Source organism: Pseudarcicella hirudinis (genome assembly GCF_900115665.1).
Taxonomy (GTDB): domain Bacteria; phylum Bacteroidota; class Bacteroidia; order Cytophagales; family Spirosomataceae; genus Pseudarcicella; species Pseudarcicella hirudinis.
In genome coordinates this window covers 193,037-208,842 of the sequence record NZ_FOXH01000010.1, presented here as the reverse complement: position 1 = coordinate 208,842, position 15,806 = coordinate 193,037, and the positions used below count along the sequence as shown (strand labels likewise).

Annotated in this window: 7 protein-coding genes; 3 read left to right on the top strand and 4 right to left on the bottom strand. The window is 38.4% G+C overall.

Going from position 1 to position 15,806, the window contains the following annotated elements; genetic code table 11:
* The first annotated feature begins 60 nt into the window (after window positions 1-60).
* Window positions 61-2,394, top strand: a complete 2,334-nt coding sequence (locus BM179_RS17105; RefSeq protein ID WP_092018371.1) for a penicillin-binding protein 1A — start codon at window positions 61-63, stop codon at window positions 2,392-2,394.
* A 94-nt stretch (window positions 2,395-2,488) separates the two neighbouring features.
* On the opposite strand, the gene BM179_RS17100 is transcribed toward BM179_RS17105, so the two are convergent.
* From BM179_RS17100 to BM179_RS17090, 3 genes are all read right to left on the bottom strand, one after another.
* Window positions 2,489-6,043: a VCBS repeat-containing protein gene (locus BM179_RS17100; RefSeq protein WP_092018396.1), complete on the bottom strand. Its 3,555-nt coding sequence runs from the start codon at window positions 6,041-6,043 to the stop codon at window positions 2,489-2,491.
* Between the two features lie 300 nt (window positions 6,044-6,343).
* On the bottom strand, window positions 6,344-8,092 hold the full coding sequence (locus BM179_RS17095) for a RagB/SusD family nutrient uptake outer membrane protein (RefSeq protein ID WP_092018370.1): 1,749 nt from the start codon (window positions 8,090-8,092) through the stop codon (window positions 6,344-6,346).
* 62 nt (window positions 8,093-8,154) lie between these two features.
* A complete protein-coding gene (locus BM179_RS17090; protein ID WP_092018369.1) occupies window positions 8,155-11,421 on the bottom strand; it encodes a SusC/RagA family TonB-linked outer membrane protein in 3,267 nt (1,088 codons plus the stop codon).
* Between the two features lie 424 nt (window positions 11,422-11,845).
* Here BM179_RS17090 and BM179_RS17080 point away from each other — a divergent pair, with 424 nt between their 5' ends.
* Both BM179_RS17080 and uvrC read left to right on the top strand, forming a co-directional pair.
* Complete coding sequence (locus BM179_RS17080) at window positions 11,846-12,865, top strand: GntR family transcriptional regulator (protein ID WP_092018367.1); 1,020 nt, start codon at window positions 11,846-11,848, stop codon at window positions 12,863-12,865.
* Between the two features lie 96 nt (window positions 12,866-12,961).
* Window positions 12,962-14,779 (top strand): excinuclease ABC subunit UvrC, encoded by a 1,818-nt coding sequence (uvrC, locus tag BM179_RS17075; protein WP_092018366.1) that lies wholly within the window; start codon window positions 12,962-12,964, stop codon window positions 14,777-14,779.
* A gap of 63 nt (window positions 14,780-14,842) precedes the next feature.
* Here uvrC and porN read toward each other — a convergent pair whose 3' ends face one another.
* Complete coding sequence (porN, locus tag BM179_RS17070; RefSeq protein WP_092018365.1) at window positions 14,843-15,772, bottom strand: type IX secretion system ring subunit PorN/GldN; 930 nt, start codon at window positions 15,770-15,772, stop codon at window positions 14,843-14,845.
* Window positions 15,773-15,806 lie beyond the last annotated feature (34 nt).

Here is a 15,806-nt window from a genome sequence, read left to right as displayed (position 1 = left end):
TGATACTTTTCCGGCATTTTTTTTTAAAGTTAACTGCCTGAAAAATAATACAAAAGTTACATGGTAAAAATACAAGCTGGTCAATATAAATCATTAATAACCGGCCTATGGAAATGGACATTCCGGGGTCTGATTGCTTTCCTTCTTTACATTGCAGCCGTCAATTATAATGTTTTCTGGCTTTTCGGAGATATGCCGAGTCTGCAGGAATTAGAAAATCCCCGCAGCCAGCTAGCATCAGTGCTTATTTCAGAAGATGGTGCCGAACTTGGAAAGTATTTCCGCGAAAACCGAAGTCCGGCTGAATACGAGCAGCTTTCTCCTAATATTGTCAATGCACTTCTGGCTACAGAAGATGCCCGGTTTTCCAAACATTCCGGGATAGATCTGAGAAGTACATTCAGGGTTATTACCAGTTTTGGTACTTCAGGTGGCGGTAGTACAATTACTCAGCAGCTTGCCAAGAATTTATTTGATACCCGTGATGCCGATGACCCTGAAGAAGGAAACCAATACCGCGGGCTTTTGATGAGAATCAAAGGGTTAAAAACCCTCATTGCCAAAACTAAAGAGTGGATACTTGCGATTCGTCTTGAAAGCCGATATACCAAACAGGAGATCATGAAAATGTATCTGAATGAGGTAAGTTTCGGAAACAACTCCTATGGAATCAGAGTGGCCTGTAAAACATATTTTGGAAAAGATGTTTCAAGTGTAAGTGTTCAGGAAGCTGCACTTTTGGTTGGATTATTACAAAATCCTTCTCTTTATGATCCTAAACTCAGACCTGATAAGGCACGTATGAGAAGAAATGTAGTTTTAGGACAAATGGCTAAATATAACTTTATTACTGAAGAAGAATCTTTGTCTTTACAGGAAAAAAGCCTTGATCTTAACTACAGAGTCGAAAATCAGAATACTGGTTTTGCTCCTTATTTCAGGGAGGCGATCAAAAAGCAATTACAGGGTATTATTGCTGATCTGAACAGCACCAGAGATGAAGAAGACCAATTGAATCTTTACACCAGTGGTTTAAGAATTTATACAACCATTGATTCAAGAATGCAGGAATATGCGCAGGAATCTCTTTTGCAGCACATGAAACAGGAACAGCAAAAGTTTTATGAGCACTGGAAAGGCCGTAACCCATGGGTGGATGAGCATATGCGTGAGTTGAAAGGTTTTCTTAAAACGGCAATGATGAGAACCCAGAAATACAAAGCGCTGATGGAAGTTTACAATGGTGATGAAGATAAAGTATGGGAAGACTTAAAACGTCCGGTAAGAATGACTGTTTTTTCATGGAAGGGAGAAATTGACACGACCATGAGTCCGATGGATTCTCTGAACTATTACAAAAGAATCCTCAATTGCGGTTTTATGGCGATGGATCCGAATAATGGTCATGTGAAGGCCTGGGTAGGCGGAATTAATTATAAATTTTTCAAATTCGATCACGTTCGTCAAAGTAAGCGTCAACCCGGTTCAACATTTAAGCCTTTTGTTTACGCCACAGCGATTGAAAATGACATAGCCACACCATGTGATCATTTCATTGATGAACCTGTCACATTCGGTCCGGAAGATGGTGTTTTACAAAGCTGGACTCCTCAGAATGCTGATGGTAAATATTCCGGAGAATCATTGAGCCTGCGAAGGGCTATGGGGCGATCTATTAACTCTGTTTCCGCCAGATTAATGAAACAAATTGGTCCCCGGAAAATTGCAGATTTTGCTCATAAAGTCGGCATACAAAGTCCATTAGCCGAAGTACCTTCTTTATGTCTGGGAGCAAGTGAAGTTTCTGTATTTGAACAGGTAGCTGCATACAGTACATTTGTTAACGGAGGAGACAAGGTTGACCCGATTATGATTACCCGAATTGAAGACAAAGACGGGAATATTTTAAAAGAGTTTTTCACCATTTCAAAACCTGTAATTACTGATCAGACCGCCTATCTGATGACCTATATGCTGAGAGGTGCGGTGTTAGAACCGGGCGGAACAGCAGAAGGCTTAAAAAGATATGCCTGCGCACAAGGAAATGAAATTGGTGCTAAAACCGGTACTACTTCCAATTACTCAGATGGCTGGTTTATGGGAGCAACACAGAATCTGGTAACGGGTGTATGGGTTGGCGGTGATGACCGTAGTATTCACTTTAGAAATATTAACCTTGGTCAGGGAGCAAAAATGGCCATGCCTGCTTTTGGTTTATTTATGGATAAGGTCTACGCCGATCGTTCTCTTGCGGAAATCGGCTATAAAAAAGAACCCTTCAAGAAACCTGATAATTTTAGTTTTGATTTCAATTGTGGCACGGTAGCCGGACAGGATAGCATTCAGGTGATTTCACCGACACAGAAACCAAAAGATGAAGGTTTGCTGCAATAAGAATTAAGGGGCAAATAAGAAGGCATTATCTCATGTTTGAAAAACGGGATGTTAAAATAATCTTGCTTATTATTTTAACATCCCGTTTCTTCGTTTATTTTACAATCCGTTTCTTCCCTTTTGAATCTATCACCTCTGCACTTATTACATCAGGTGTTAAAAGCAATGTTCTTGAAGATTGTGACAAGAATGAAGTACCATATCCCAGCTCTTCTTTCCTGATTTTACCGTTTTTCAATTTCAATAAGGCAGTTGTTTCAAATGTTCCCAGAGTTTGCGTTCTGACAGGCAGAGCATATTCAAAAAACTTCAGAATATCCCTGTTTTGAGAAGTCGCGGTCAGTACTTTGCCCTGTGCATTGATAAATCTAACCAGTCCTTTAGCATCTCCGAGAACAGAATATCCGCTTTTTTGCAGAGATAAAGGTTCAAATGTGCCATTTCCCTTACCTTTTAGCAATAATCCGTTGAAAGCGTCATAACGTCCCACTGAAACTTCTGAGGAGTAATCATTTCCGGTAATAAGTACGTCCAGATTTCCATCCTGATCAAAATCTTCAGTAATCATACCAAAAATCGGAGCGAATTGTGCCTCAACCGGTAATTCTTTTATCTCAAATTTTCCATTTCCCTTATTCTCAATATAACTGCTCTTCAGCCAGTTCGCTCTTAAAACCAAAGCATCTTTCAGCTCTTCCGGTTTCAGAATCTCAGTGATAGTTGCCTGTGAAAATTTAGCAAAATTATCAAATCGCTGTCTTGTCTGAATAAACTGCTTCGCAAGATCATCCCGGGTATTGTAAGGAAACTCCTTCTTCTCTCCTTTCAGGTCTTTGTAATAAACTGTCGGAATTGCATCATAATTGCCGTCATTATTAAAGTCTTTGGCATAAACACTCACCGGGAATTCATCACTGGCCCGGTTTAAGGTATTCATTCCTAAATTTCCGGCGATAAAGTCCACATCCCCGTCGTTGTCAAAATCTCCGGCAGAAAGACTACTCCACCAACCAACTTTTGTATCAACATCAGACTGCGTACGATGTATCTCAAATTTTCCTTTATTGTTTTTCAGAAAAGTAATTGGCATCCATTCTCCTGCCAGAACCAAATCCTGCCAGCCATCATTGTCAAAATCAGTCCATAAGACGTCACATGTCAAACCTACTCTTTGTAATTGCGGTGCAACCTGTACCGTCACATCTGTAAACTGCAATTTAGGTGATTCGTTTCTGAGAATATAGCTGCTTACCGGTTTAGGATAAGAGCCTGGTTCAACCCTTCCTCCTACAAAAAGGTCAAGATCACCATCCTTATCATAATCAACCGCTTTGATACAGGAACCACTTTTCAGTAAAGCAGGTATTGCTTTTTCATTCAGCTGAAAATTCCCTTTGCCATCGTTTATATAAAAACGATCCTGTAAAGAAGGAGAATCCGAAGGAAATTCATAACTCCCACTTACAATATAAAGATCAAGATCACCATCGTTTTCAGCATCGAACAACAGAACACCCATATCTTCCGATTTTTTATCTGCACCATCCATGCCTGGCAAAAGATCCTGTACAGCAAATTTCCCGGAGCTGTTCTGAATCAGGAATTTCCCTTTATGTTCATTTGATCCTCCGACAAAAATATCTTCCAGTTTATCTCCGTTAACATCCCCTACAGCTATTGCAGGGCCAAACTGAGATAATTTATGAGGCATTAGTTTCTGCACATTGAAATCGATAACATCTGTCTCTTCATGCTTATATGCTACATTCAGATATTCTGTTACATCCTTAAACAAAGCAGCTTCAAGCGGTTTTTGCTCAGTTTTTGAAGGAATTGAGGCATTCTTTTCTTCAAGTGTCAACACCTGATTAGCTTTTACATTTTTCAATACCTGAACTTTACCACTTTGCCAGATAATCTTTACCTGTTCGATAGTATTATTTTTCCCGAGTCCAAAATGAGCGATTGGCTCTATGGTAGATAAGTATCCCCGATAAGGTGTATTTTCATAAACCTGTTTTTTCCCTCCATCGTACGAGACTTCAATCCAGGCTCCAAGCCCCATCAGATTTTTATCAGCTCCTTTAAATTTGATTCGCAGGTAATTACTTTCATTTGGCTTCACCTGAGTCAGGTTATTCCGATAAACCGAAGCCGAATCATTGATATTATTTACAACATAATCCAAATCTCCGTCATTATCCAAATCTGCGTAGGCAGCACCATTTGAAAAACTAGGCTGATTAATTCCCCATGAGTCTGTTACATCATCAAATTTCAGATCTCCTTTATTATGAAAAGCAAAATTTTTGATTTTCACAGAAGGGATATAATTCAGGAGCATGAGCTTTGTCATGATATTTGACATTTCGGCTCTGTAAACAATAAAATCCTGATCGGTAATATCACGTGGGTAACCATTTGTAATAATAATATCCCGCAATCCATCATTATCGAAGTCCGTTACCATCGGAGTCCAGCTCCAATCTGTTTCAGCAATTCCTGCCAGTAATCCCACTTCACTGAAAATAGGTTTACCTGTTGAAGGGTTAACGCCCTGATTTACCTGAAGCGTATTTCTCGGATATTGGAACTGGTAGCCAAATTTCTCGTTATTCTGATAAGTCACGTAGTTATTGGCCGGAGTCATCATCTTTTTACGATAATTCGTTTCAGGCATCATATCTAACGCAATTACATCCACCAGGCCATCATTGTTAATGTCATTTACATCATTTCCCATAGCAGAATATGAGGTATGCTTGAAGTAGTCTCCCGCCTGATCGGTAAATGTACCATCATGGTTATTGATATAAAGCAGGTCATTGGTAAGATAATCGTTCGTTACATAAATATCGTTCCAGCCATCTTTATTAATATCAGTAATATTTATACCAAGGCCGTAACCTTCAATGAGAATGCCGGCCTGTTTTGATACATCGGTAAAAACAGGATGTTTTAATTTTTCATCCCAGTCGTTTCTATACAGTTTATCAGTCCTTTTTGAAGAACCATCTTTAATTTTTTCGTGGTATTTGTTAGGGAACCGAACATCATCCATTTCATTGACAACCAGGAATAAATCCAGATCACCATCATTATCATAGTCAAAGAAAGCAGCATTGGTTGTATGAGTAGTATCAGCAATGCCATATTCATGTGCCATTTCCTTAAAAACGGGTACATTATCTTTGTCCACACCCTGATTTACATACAATAGATTTTGTCTCTGATTTGCATTCTTTTTAGCAGTGGCGCATACATAAATATCAAGTTTATTGTCATTATTTATGTCCACTAAAGCCACACCTGAAGACCAGTTATGATTACCATTTACTTTTGATTTATCAGTAACATCTTCAAATTTAAAATCCCCTTTATTGAGGTATAATTTATTACTTACCTGATTTCCGGTAAAATAGATATCAGTCAGATTATCATTATTAAAGTCTCCTAAAGCTACACCGCCTCCATTGTTGAAATACTCAAAAGTCAGCACATTTAATGAGTCGGTTTCAGTGAGTCGGTTAGAGAATGTCACTCCTGTTTCCCCAGCGGTTAATTGCGTAAACAGGGTACTCTCCTGTCCACAGGAAACGAGAAGGAGGACATTTAATCCCAGAAAATATCGCAAAAGTTTATTTTTCATTTTAAAGAGTGTTTTCATCTTCCGAAGGGAGATTTTAAAAGCAATTCCAAAATAGCCTGATTGCAATTTAACTCCAAATTACTAAATCCGACAGTCAGCGCAAGTTAATAATTGGATGAAATAAATAGGTCAATTTTTGTCTGTCCTTAATAAGCAGGCATTGTGAATCTTAGAAATTTCTTCTGAAAAAGCATTCATATTCAAGCAAAACCCCTTCTCGGTCGGAGAAGGGGTTTTAGAACTGGTACATGAACTAAATGCCTGGTTTTTACACCTTGCATTCCAAATGCACAAACAATATTAATATCCAGGGTTCTGTTTCAGAACATCTTTACCCTGTAAGTCAATCTGAGTCTGAGGAATCGGCTGGTATTCGTTTTTGCCAACTGTATAAGTAGCACCACCGAACATTGTTACCAGTTTTTTACCTTCATAGTTCAAATATCCATTCAATACAGTACCCGCAGTTCCCCAACGAACTAAGTCGAAGAAACGGTGACCTTCACCTGAAAGCTCAATTTTACGTTCAAATTGAACAGCAGTACGAGCTGCGGCTTTGTCAGTCCAAGGAGTATTATAAAGACCGATTACATATTTTGCAGCAGGAGCTCCGCCTTTAGATACAAATCCGGCAGGATTTGATGCTCTTTTACGAACAAGGTTTACATATTCTCTTGCTTTTTCAACACTTCCCGCTTCAATTTCAGCTTCAGCTGCCATCAATAATACGTCAGCATAACGAATCAATAAGTGGTTCATCGCTGCATAACCTCTTGTCCATGAACTACCATCAGTTAATGTACCTTCCTGGCTCTTATAGTAGATATATTTCTTAGGAGAATACGGACCTGCGTAAGATTGATCACGAATCCAGTCTTTACCAGGGTGATCCTGCCAATCCAAATAAGGAATACCACGACGACCGATAGAATGGTCAAGACGAGGGTCAACGTTTCCGGCATCCGGAGTAAACGCATCAGCTGAACCAAGACCGAAGTCAGTTTTCAAAGCATTTGCATCAGTGTTATAAGATCCATCCAACAATGGTAAACCGTTATTATCTGTACGGAATGAGTTTCCTAACTCAAAACTTGGCTGGAAGAAACCGCAACAGTTACCAGGACCGTTTGAACCTGTATTGTAAGGATAGTTCAAATCATCTTCCCAGTTAGAGTTATTAACGTTACCAGTGTTAGCAGCAGACTGAATAACGAAAACTGATTCTTCGTGGTTATCATTGGTAGCATTGAAGATTTCAGAATATCTCGCCACTAAACCATATTTCTTACCATTAGTAGTTTTACCATTAGCAATAACCTGGTCGAACAACGTTTTTGCATCAGGGTATTTTTTCTGATATAAATACACTTTTGCAAGATAAGAAACAGCAGCCCATTTGTTAACTCTACCTACAGCAGCCTGAGTTTCAGGAAGGTTATCAACAGCATATTTCAAATCTGCCTCAATTTTAGGCCATAAGTCAGCTGAATTGTTAACCTTGTCAATTCCGGTACCATAATCTAAAGTCTCATCAACATACGGAGTATTATTGAAGATTCTTTTCAATTCAAAGTAGTAATGAGCTCTAAGGAAGCGGGCTTCACCAGAGATTCTCTTCTTATCATCAGCACTAACATCAGAGCCCGCAGAAGCTAGGCCTCTAAGAACCGCATTAGTTCTTGCAATTCCTTCATACTTTGCATTCCAGGTATTGTTTACCTCAGCAGCAGAAGCAAGTGTTGCATAACGCTGAATCGGGTTGATCTGGTTATAGTCACCGGCGTTGGTACCTTTATTGGCATCACCACCCAGAATACTACCCCAAACCCAGTTCTCAGAACTGGCCAATCTGTCAGTTCCTCTACCGTTCAGCATGCTGTAGGCCCCAACCAAAGAGCCTTCAATTCCACTTTTAGATGATAGCTGAGCATTCGTTAGCTGTCCTGTAGGGGGTACTTCCAAAAAACTATCCTTACAAGCAAAAACTACGAGCGTGGTCAACAAGACTGTTGATGCTATTATCGCTTTATTTTTAAAGTTGTTTTTCATTCTTATATATTTTTAATAATTGTTGAGAATATTACTTCTTTCACAATTCTTCTTATTTAATTTTAGAAACCAAGACTAAGAGCTATGTTGAAACTTCTAGTCACCGGGTAGTTTCCAACATCAATACCGAAGTTAGTATCAGCAGCACCACCTACAGCAGGGTCAAGACCTTTATATCCGGTAATTGTAAAGATGTTGTTTACAGATCCTGTAACTTTTGCTCTTTTAATTCCGACTTTGCTTAGGAACGAGTTTGGTAAAGTATATCCCAAAGAGATATTCTGCATTCTCAAATAAGAACCGTTCTCAACATAAAATGAGTTAGACTGGGTATTCGTACTAAAGTTTGAAGCACCTTCAAAAATAGGTTGGTCAGTGTTAGTATTACTTGGAGTCCAAGAATTTTTAACACGAGCACTAACAGCAGCCCCGGTAAATGACGGATAGAAATCTGTATACCATTTAGAGAAGTTATAGATTTTGTTACCCAAAGATGAGTAAATATAAGTCTGAAGTTCCCAGGCCTTATAATTCAATCTCAAAGTAATACCGCCAGTAAAGTTAGGAACCGGACTTCCTAAAGAAGTTCTGTCATTTGCATCAATTACACCGTCACCATTGATATCAGCATAACGGAAACGGCCAGGGCCGGCACCATCTTGTTTCGGAGCACCAGATACTTCAGCAGCATCTTTGAACAAACCAATTACCTTATATCCATAGAATCCTGCAATTGTTCCTCCAACCAGGTTACGGGTCGGTTCGATACCTCTGAAGTTCGGGCTACCAGGGATATATGAAATTCCAGGAGCTAAACCAGTGATTTCGTTATGTAAGAATGAACCATTAACAGTTGCTTCATACTTAACATCATTACTGATTTTTCCACGGCTGATAAACTGAATATCAAGACCCTGGTTCATCATACTTGCAATGTTCACAGAAGGAGCACTGGCCAATACCCCGGTTACACCGGCAACCGGTACCTGGAATAAAAGGTCTTTCGTTTCTTTTCTCCACAAATCAATACCGATTTCATATTTGCTTTTGAATAATGCAATGTCGATACCAATGTTAGTAGTAGTACTGGTTTCCCATTTCGCATTAGGGTTACCGATACGGCTTCTGTAGAAACCTTCAACCACACTTGTATTGCTTCCGTTTAAGTCATAGTAAGAGTTAGCTACACTTGAAGAATACAAACTGTACTGGTTATTCGGATCTACGTTGTTAGAGTTACCCATTTGTCCCCACCCTGCACGAATTTTCAAATCTGAAATAGCAGGAATATCTTTCATGAATTCCTCACTTGAAACTCTCCATGCTGCTGAGAATGAAGGGAATATACCATAACGTGTATTAGAACCAAATCTTGAAGAACCATCACGACGAATGATACCAGTCAGATAATATTTGTCATTGAACGAATATTTACCCTGAGCAAATAATGAATAGAAGTTAATACCGCTAGACAAACCACTATTTACAACTTTACCAGTTGATGATACAGTAGATAAAGTAATATAATTAGGGTCTAAAGAGAATGGATTCAAACCTGAACCGCTTATTGATCTTCCTGTTGCAGGTGAATACGGGTTCGGTGCAGTATTCAATGCTTCAATACCAGCCAAAACATCTACTGAATGAACGCCAAATTTCTTTTTGAAGTTAGCAGTGTTTGTGAAAGTATAAGAATAATTGTATGCTGAACTTTCATTATAGCTAAAGCTGGCATTGTTTTCAGCATTCTCATAACTCTGCGGGCTATATGAATAAGAATAGAAGTTATTGTACTGACCCCCAAAACTACTGCGAAGAGTCAACTCAGGAATAACATCATACTCTAAATAAATATTACCAAAGGCATTTACGTTAAAGCTTCTGTCATTAGAACTTCTGTCACGACGTGCAACCGGGTTTGCAGGGTTGTTAAAACCTTTAGCGGCAGTACCGGCATATCCACCAAACTCATCATATACAGGAATGATTGGAGGCATACGGAATGCAAACAAGATATCATTTTCATCTGATGAACTTCCTAATCCGTTATTACCACCACCTTGAGCTAATACTGAACGGTAAGTAAACTGCAGGTTTTCACCAATTCTAACTTTCTTACTCAAATCGAACTCAGCGTTTGCTCTGAAATCATAACGTTTGAACTGGTTATAAATCAAAATACCCGCCTGCTCCTGCACACCTAAACCGAAATAATAACGGCTATTATCCGTTCCGCCTGAAAATCCAAGATTATGTCTCATTAATGGAGCAACTCTTGTAATAGCACCATACCAGTCTGTTCCCGCTTTATTCGCTTTTACAACCTGATAAATCGCACCGGCATTCGGATTGATGTTATATTTAGCTCTTTCCGCATTTAAATCAACAGATCCGATAACACCTGAACGGCCTCCGACATTGATATAATCAGGAAGAACTGCAGTTGAACCAGAACCATACTGATCATGTTTGAAAACAGGAGTTTCACCGTTGGCTGTTGCTGTATTTCTGATAGCATTCCATGTCCAGTCAGCTTGTTCCTGTGGATTCAACATTTGTTGTCCTTTACCCGGATCAGTAAATCCGTAAAGTCCATCGTAGCTTATTTCAAGGTTTCTGGCACCTTTTTTTCCTTTTTTAGTAGTATAAACAATTACACCGTTAGCTGCACGAGCTCCATAAATAGAAGCAGAAGCAGCATCTTTCAACACAGTTGTTGTTTCAATATCATCCGGAGCTAAGAAGTCGGTCGATTGAACCGGAACCCCGTCCACGATATACAATGGCTCGTTACCACCAAAAGCACCGAAACCACGTACACGAATGATACTTGCTGTACCAGGCTGACCGTTAGTGATTACAGTTACCCCGGCAACACGGCCCTGTAACTGCTGTTCAACGTTACCTGAAGGAATTGCTTTCAAATCCCTTGCTTTAACTGTGGCAACTGCCGCAGTTGATTCACGTTTACTGTCACTGCTATAACCTGTTACAATAACTTCACTCAATTGGCTGATGTCATCTTCAAGTGATATTGCAACACTGGATTGAGCACCAACTTTTACCTCAGCAGCTTTGTAACCTACTGCTGTCACTGTCAATACATCTTTGCCTTGTTTTAAAGCGATGGCAAAATTACCATTAGCGTCTGAAGTGGTACCTGTTTGAGTTCCTTTAAGAAGAATACTTACACCTGGGATTCCTTGTCCGTCCGGACCTTTCACTGTTCCTGTCACTCTGCGATCTTGGGAAAACGCAGTAAAACTTAGTGCCATCAGAACTGCCATTACGAAGACATTTCTGAGACAATAAAAATAGTTGTTTTTCATAGGAGTTTTGTTTTGGGTAAAATTGATTGTATTGGTAAATACGCGGAAATTTTAGTACACGTTTCTGGTTAAAATACCTCCTTTCTGGTTTATAAATGTGAAAAAAATCGGGTGGATATTGCCGAAACAGTTTTGCATTTTCTTTTATCAACTGTTCTACAGCATAAAATTGATTACAATATTTTTTTCGTGCAAATTTTTCTTCATTTTTTTATGGTTTTATCTTCAACAAAGATAAGCATAGCACAGCATACATTCAATTTAATTATATTTTATATTGATTATATTATATTTTGGCAAATTTTGTTAGGTTTTACAAAAAAAATCATTATATCTTTAGAGTACCTTTATATCTTTAAAGCCTTTATCAAATTCGACAAACGGATTAGTTATTAACAATAAGAAGATTACTTAGAATTTTTTCATGAAAAACTCTTTTCAAATTGAACCAAACTCTCCCAAACCAAAGTACCAGCAACTAATAGATGAAATCATTGAAATGATAAAAACAGGCAAACTGAAAAGAGGTGATCAGCTGCCGACTATCAATGAAATTCAGAGCTCATTAGGAATTGCCAGAATGACAATTATCAGAGCTTATGAGGAACTTCGCTCAAAGGGCATTATTGCTGCGCATCATGGTAAAGGGTATTATGTAGCTACGACAGATGTCAAAAGATCTATGCACATATTTGTGCTCTTTGATGCTATGAATGCTTATAAGGAAATTTTGTTTAATTCTCTCAGAGAAGCACTTGGGGAGGACGTGACTACGAACCTGTTCTTCCACTACCATGATTTAAAGGTTTTTGAAAATATTATTCTTAATAACATCGGTAATTATAATTATTACATTGTAATGCCTCATTTCAATGAGGATGTTTCAGAAATTGTTAAACAGATTCCTCCGGATAAATTGCTGATCCTTGACATTGATGTGCCTCAATTGGGTAAAGAATATTCTGTGCTTTATCAGGATTTTGAAACCAATATGTATCAGGGGCTTCAGCAGGGACTCCAGTTGATAAATAAATACAATACCATAAAACTTGTCGTAAGTAAAAATAAATTCCAATATACCCCTAAGGGAATTATCAGAGGGTTTGAGCGGTTTTGCAAGGAATTTAAAATAAAAGGGGAAATCATTAATGACGACATCAAAGATAAATACCTTGTAGAAGGTGATGCTTATATCATTTTTCTGGAAAGCGATCTTATCCGCTTTGTCAACTGGTCTAATAAAATGGGATTGAAACTTGGGAAAGACATAGGACTTTTGTCATATGATGATACGCCAGTAAAGGAGATACTTGCTGATGAAGGGATAACGGTTATAACAAACGACTTTACTAAAATGGGAAAAATGGCAGCTAAAATTATCCATAACCGGAAAAAAGGTAAAGTTGCCAGCTCCAGTTCTTTAATCATCCGTGGTTCATTATAGAATCATTCCTCTTCCTCTTTACCTTAAATCACTACGATTCCGAAAAACTCTATTCCGGCAAAAAGCGTTATATTCGTAAAGAACTTATTGATGAATATGACTGAATTTGATTATAAAGTAGAGCTTGCTAAAATTCCGGATACTCCCGGAGTTTATCGTTATTTTGATGAAGAAGGTACTATTATCTATGTTGGTAAAGCTAAAAACCTGAAAAACAGAGTCAGCAGCTATTTTGCCAAATCCAATCAGCACGATCGTAAAACAAAAAGACTTGTTACCCAGATACGTAAAATCGAATTTACGATTGTTCACACTGAATTTGACGCCCTGCTTCTTGAAAATACACTTATTAAGAAGTATCAGCCCCGTTATAATATCTTGCTTCGTGATGATAAAATGTACCCTTACATTTGTATCACCAACGAGCCTTTCCCTAAAATTATTACCACCAGAAAAGTAGATCGTTCGCTGGGGACTTTTTTTGGCCCTTTTGCTAACCCCAAAGCCATGAATACTGTTCTTGAGATGTTTAAACAACTTTATACACTCAGGTCATGTAACTTAAATCTGTCTCCTAAAAATATTCAGGATGGTAAATTTAAGGTCTGTCTCGAATACCATATCGGCAATTGCAAAGGCCCCTGCGAAGGCTTGCAGACGGAGACGGACTATAATAAGGAGATAGAACAAGCCAAATATATTCTTAAAGGGAATTTAAACCAACCCAAACAGCATTTTGAAGAACTGATGTTAAATGCTGCTTCCAGGTTAGCATTTGAAGAAGCACAGGAGTTTAAAGAAAAGCTGCTTATTCTTGATAAATTTCATAGCAAGTCAACGGTTGTTAATCCTAATATCCGGGATGCAGACGTATTTTCCATTGTATCCGATGAAAATGCCGCTTTTCTCAATTTCATGAAGGTCATCAACGGAACGATCACTCAGTCACAAACCCTGGAAGTTAAGAAGAAATTAGATGAGACAGATGAAGACATTCTGACAATGATGGTCTGGGAGATGCGGGAACAGTATGACAGTGAGGCTAAAGAAGTAATTACAAATATTCCTTTGTCAATAGAACTGAAAGGGGTTGAAAATACCATTCCCCAAATCGGAGACAAGAAAAAGCTATTAGAAATGTCTCTGAAAAATGTACTGTATTTCAGAAAAGAGAAAGCTGACAGACAAGCTTCTGAGGAAAGTGGCGGAGACAGGAAAATGAGGATTCTGCTTACCCTAAAAAATGATTTACAGTTGAAAAGCCTTCCAAGACATATCGAATGTTTTGATAACTCAAATATTCAGGGAACAAATCCTGTTTCAGCGATGGTATGTTTTAAAGACGGATTACCCTCTAAAAAAGATTACAGGCATTTTACTCCCAAAACTGTTATCGGACCGAATGATTTTGCTACCATGAATGAGGTAGTCAGCAGAAGATATAAACGCCTCCTGGAAGAAGATCAGGATCTTCCGGATTTAATCATTATTGATGGTGGAAAGGGGCAATTAAGTGCAGCCGGGGATGCCTTAAAAAGTCTGGGGCTCTATGGAAAAATTCCTATAATCGGTATTGCAAAAAGACTTGAAGAAATATATTTTCCGGAAGATAGCATTCCGTTGTACATTGATAAAAAATCAGAATCTTTGAAACTTATTCAACGATTAAGAGATGAAGCTCACCGGTTCGGTATTACAAATCACAGAGACAAAAGAAGTAAAAACTTTATTGTCAGCCAATTAGAGAGTATTGAGGGCATAGGTAAAACAACCGCTACCAAACTATTAAAGCATTTCAATACGGTAAAAAACATTTATGATGCCCCGATTGAAGAACTTGAGAAAGTACTGGGAAAAGCAAGAGCATTGAGGTTAAAAGAACAACTACAGGCGATTAATGATGAGGTAAGATAGCTTATTCACAAAAAAAGGAAAGCATAGTTGCTTTCCTTTTTTTGTAAGTTCAATGAATCAGGATTAATATTCCCAAAGGTTATGCTCCATTTCCATCAATTTGTATTCTAATTGCTGAGACATAATCAAACCTTGTCTTTCGCCATTGTAAATATCAACAAGCGCCTTATCCAAAGGATTTCCTTTTTTTACAAGACGGGCATAAAATAATCTTAAGTCAAAAGCATCAGCCATGTTTTTGTGTTGAGCTTCATTTTCTGAATTATACCAGACGCAGTTCGGGTTACTTCTGAATAATTTATCAAGATCTTTGTATTTAAATGAGGCTACAGCTTTATCAAAACCCGCCTTTGTTTTATTAGCAGGGATGATTATAGTAATTGCCTGAATATCAAAATACAATCTTGATCTCTGTTTATCAAAAATCGCATCTTCTTTTAGCTCAAGAATCGTTAATTCTTTTGGAAAATAATAGATTCCTGTTCCTGCTGTTGCAGGAGGATTACTAAAATCATCTTGCTTTGCAGCAGGAGTAGCAGCAGTTCCGGTTCCCGATTTAGCCTTAGGTTTCGCATCGCCCCAGCCATCATCTACTCCACTGGCAGCAGCTGTCTGGTTTCCAAATCCGGCGGCTTTTTCAGCATCTGAAAGTCCGTCACCACCCGCATCATCCACCTCCAGATTACCCATAAACTGCTCTTTTGTAAGTTTAGTCTTTAATGAGTCATTTCTGTAAGCCTGTAAAACACCACTCTGAACCCATTCAATGAGGTATTTAGTAATTTCATTATTTGCAGAAAAGAAAGGCTGATTTTGCTTTTCATTCAAATCCATTCTTCTCCACAAACGAGCTTTCCACATCACATTCGAGTCGTCAATCGGACGAACAGAATCTGAATTCTTATTATTATCTCTTTCCTGAGCTGATACCATTGTACAGGTCGCCACAGATAGTATAGCTGCTCCTGCAATTGTTTTTACTAATGCTTTCATAATCTTTTTGCTGATTATCAAATAATTACAGTCA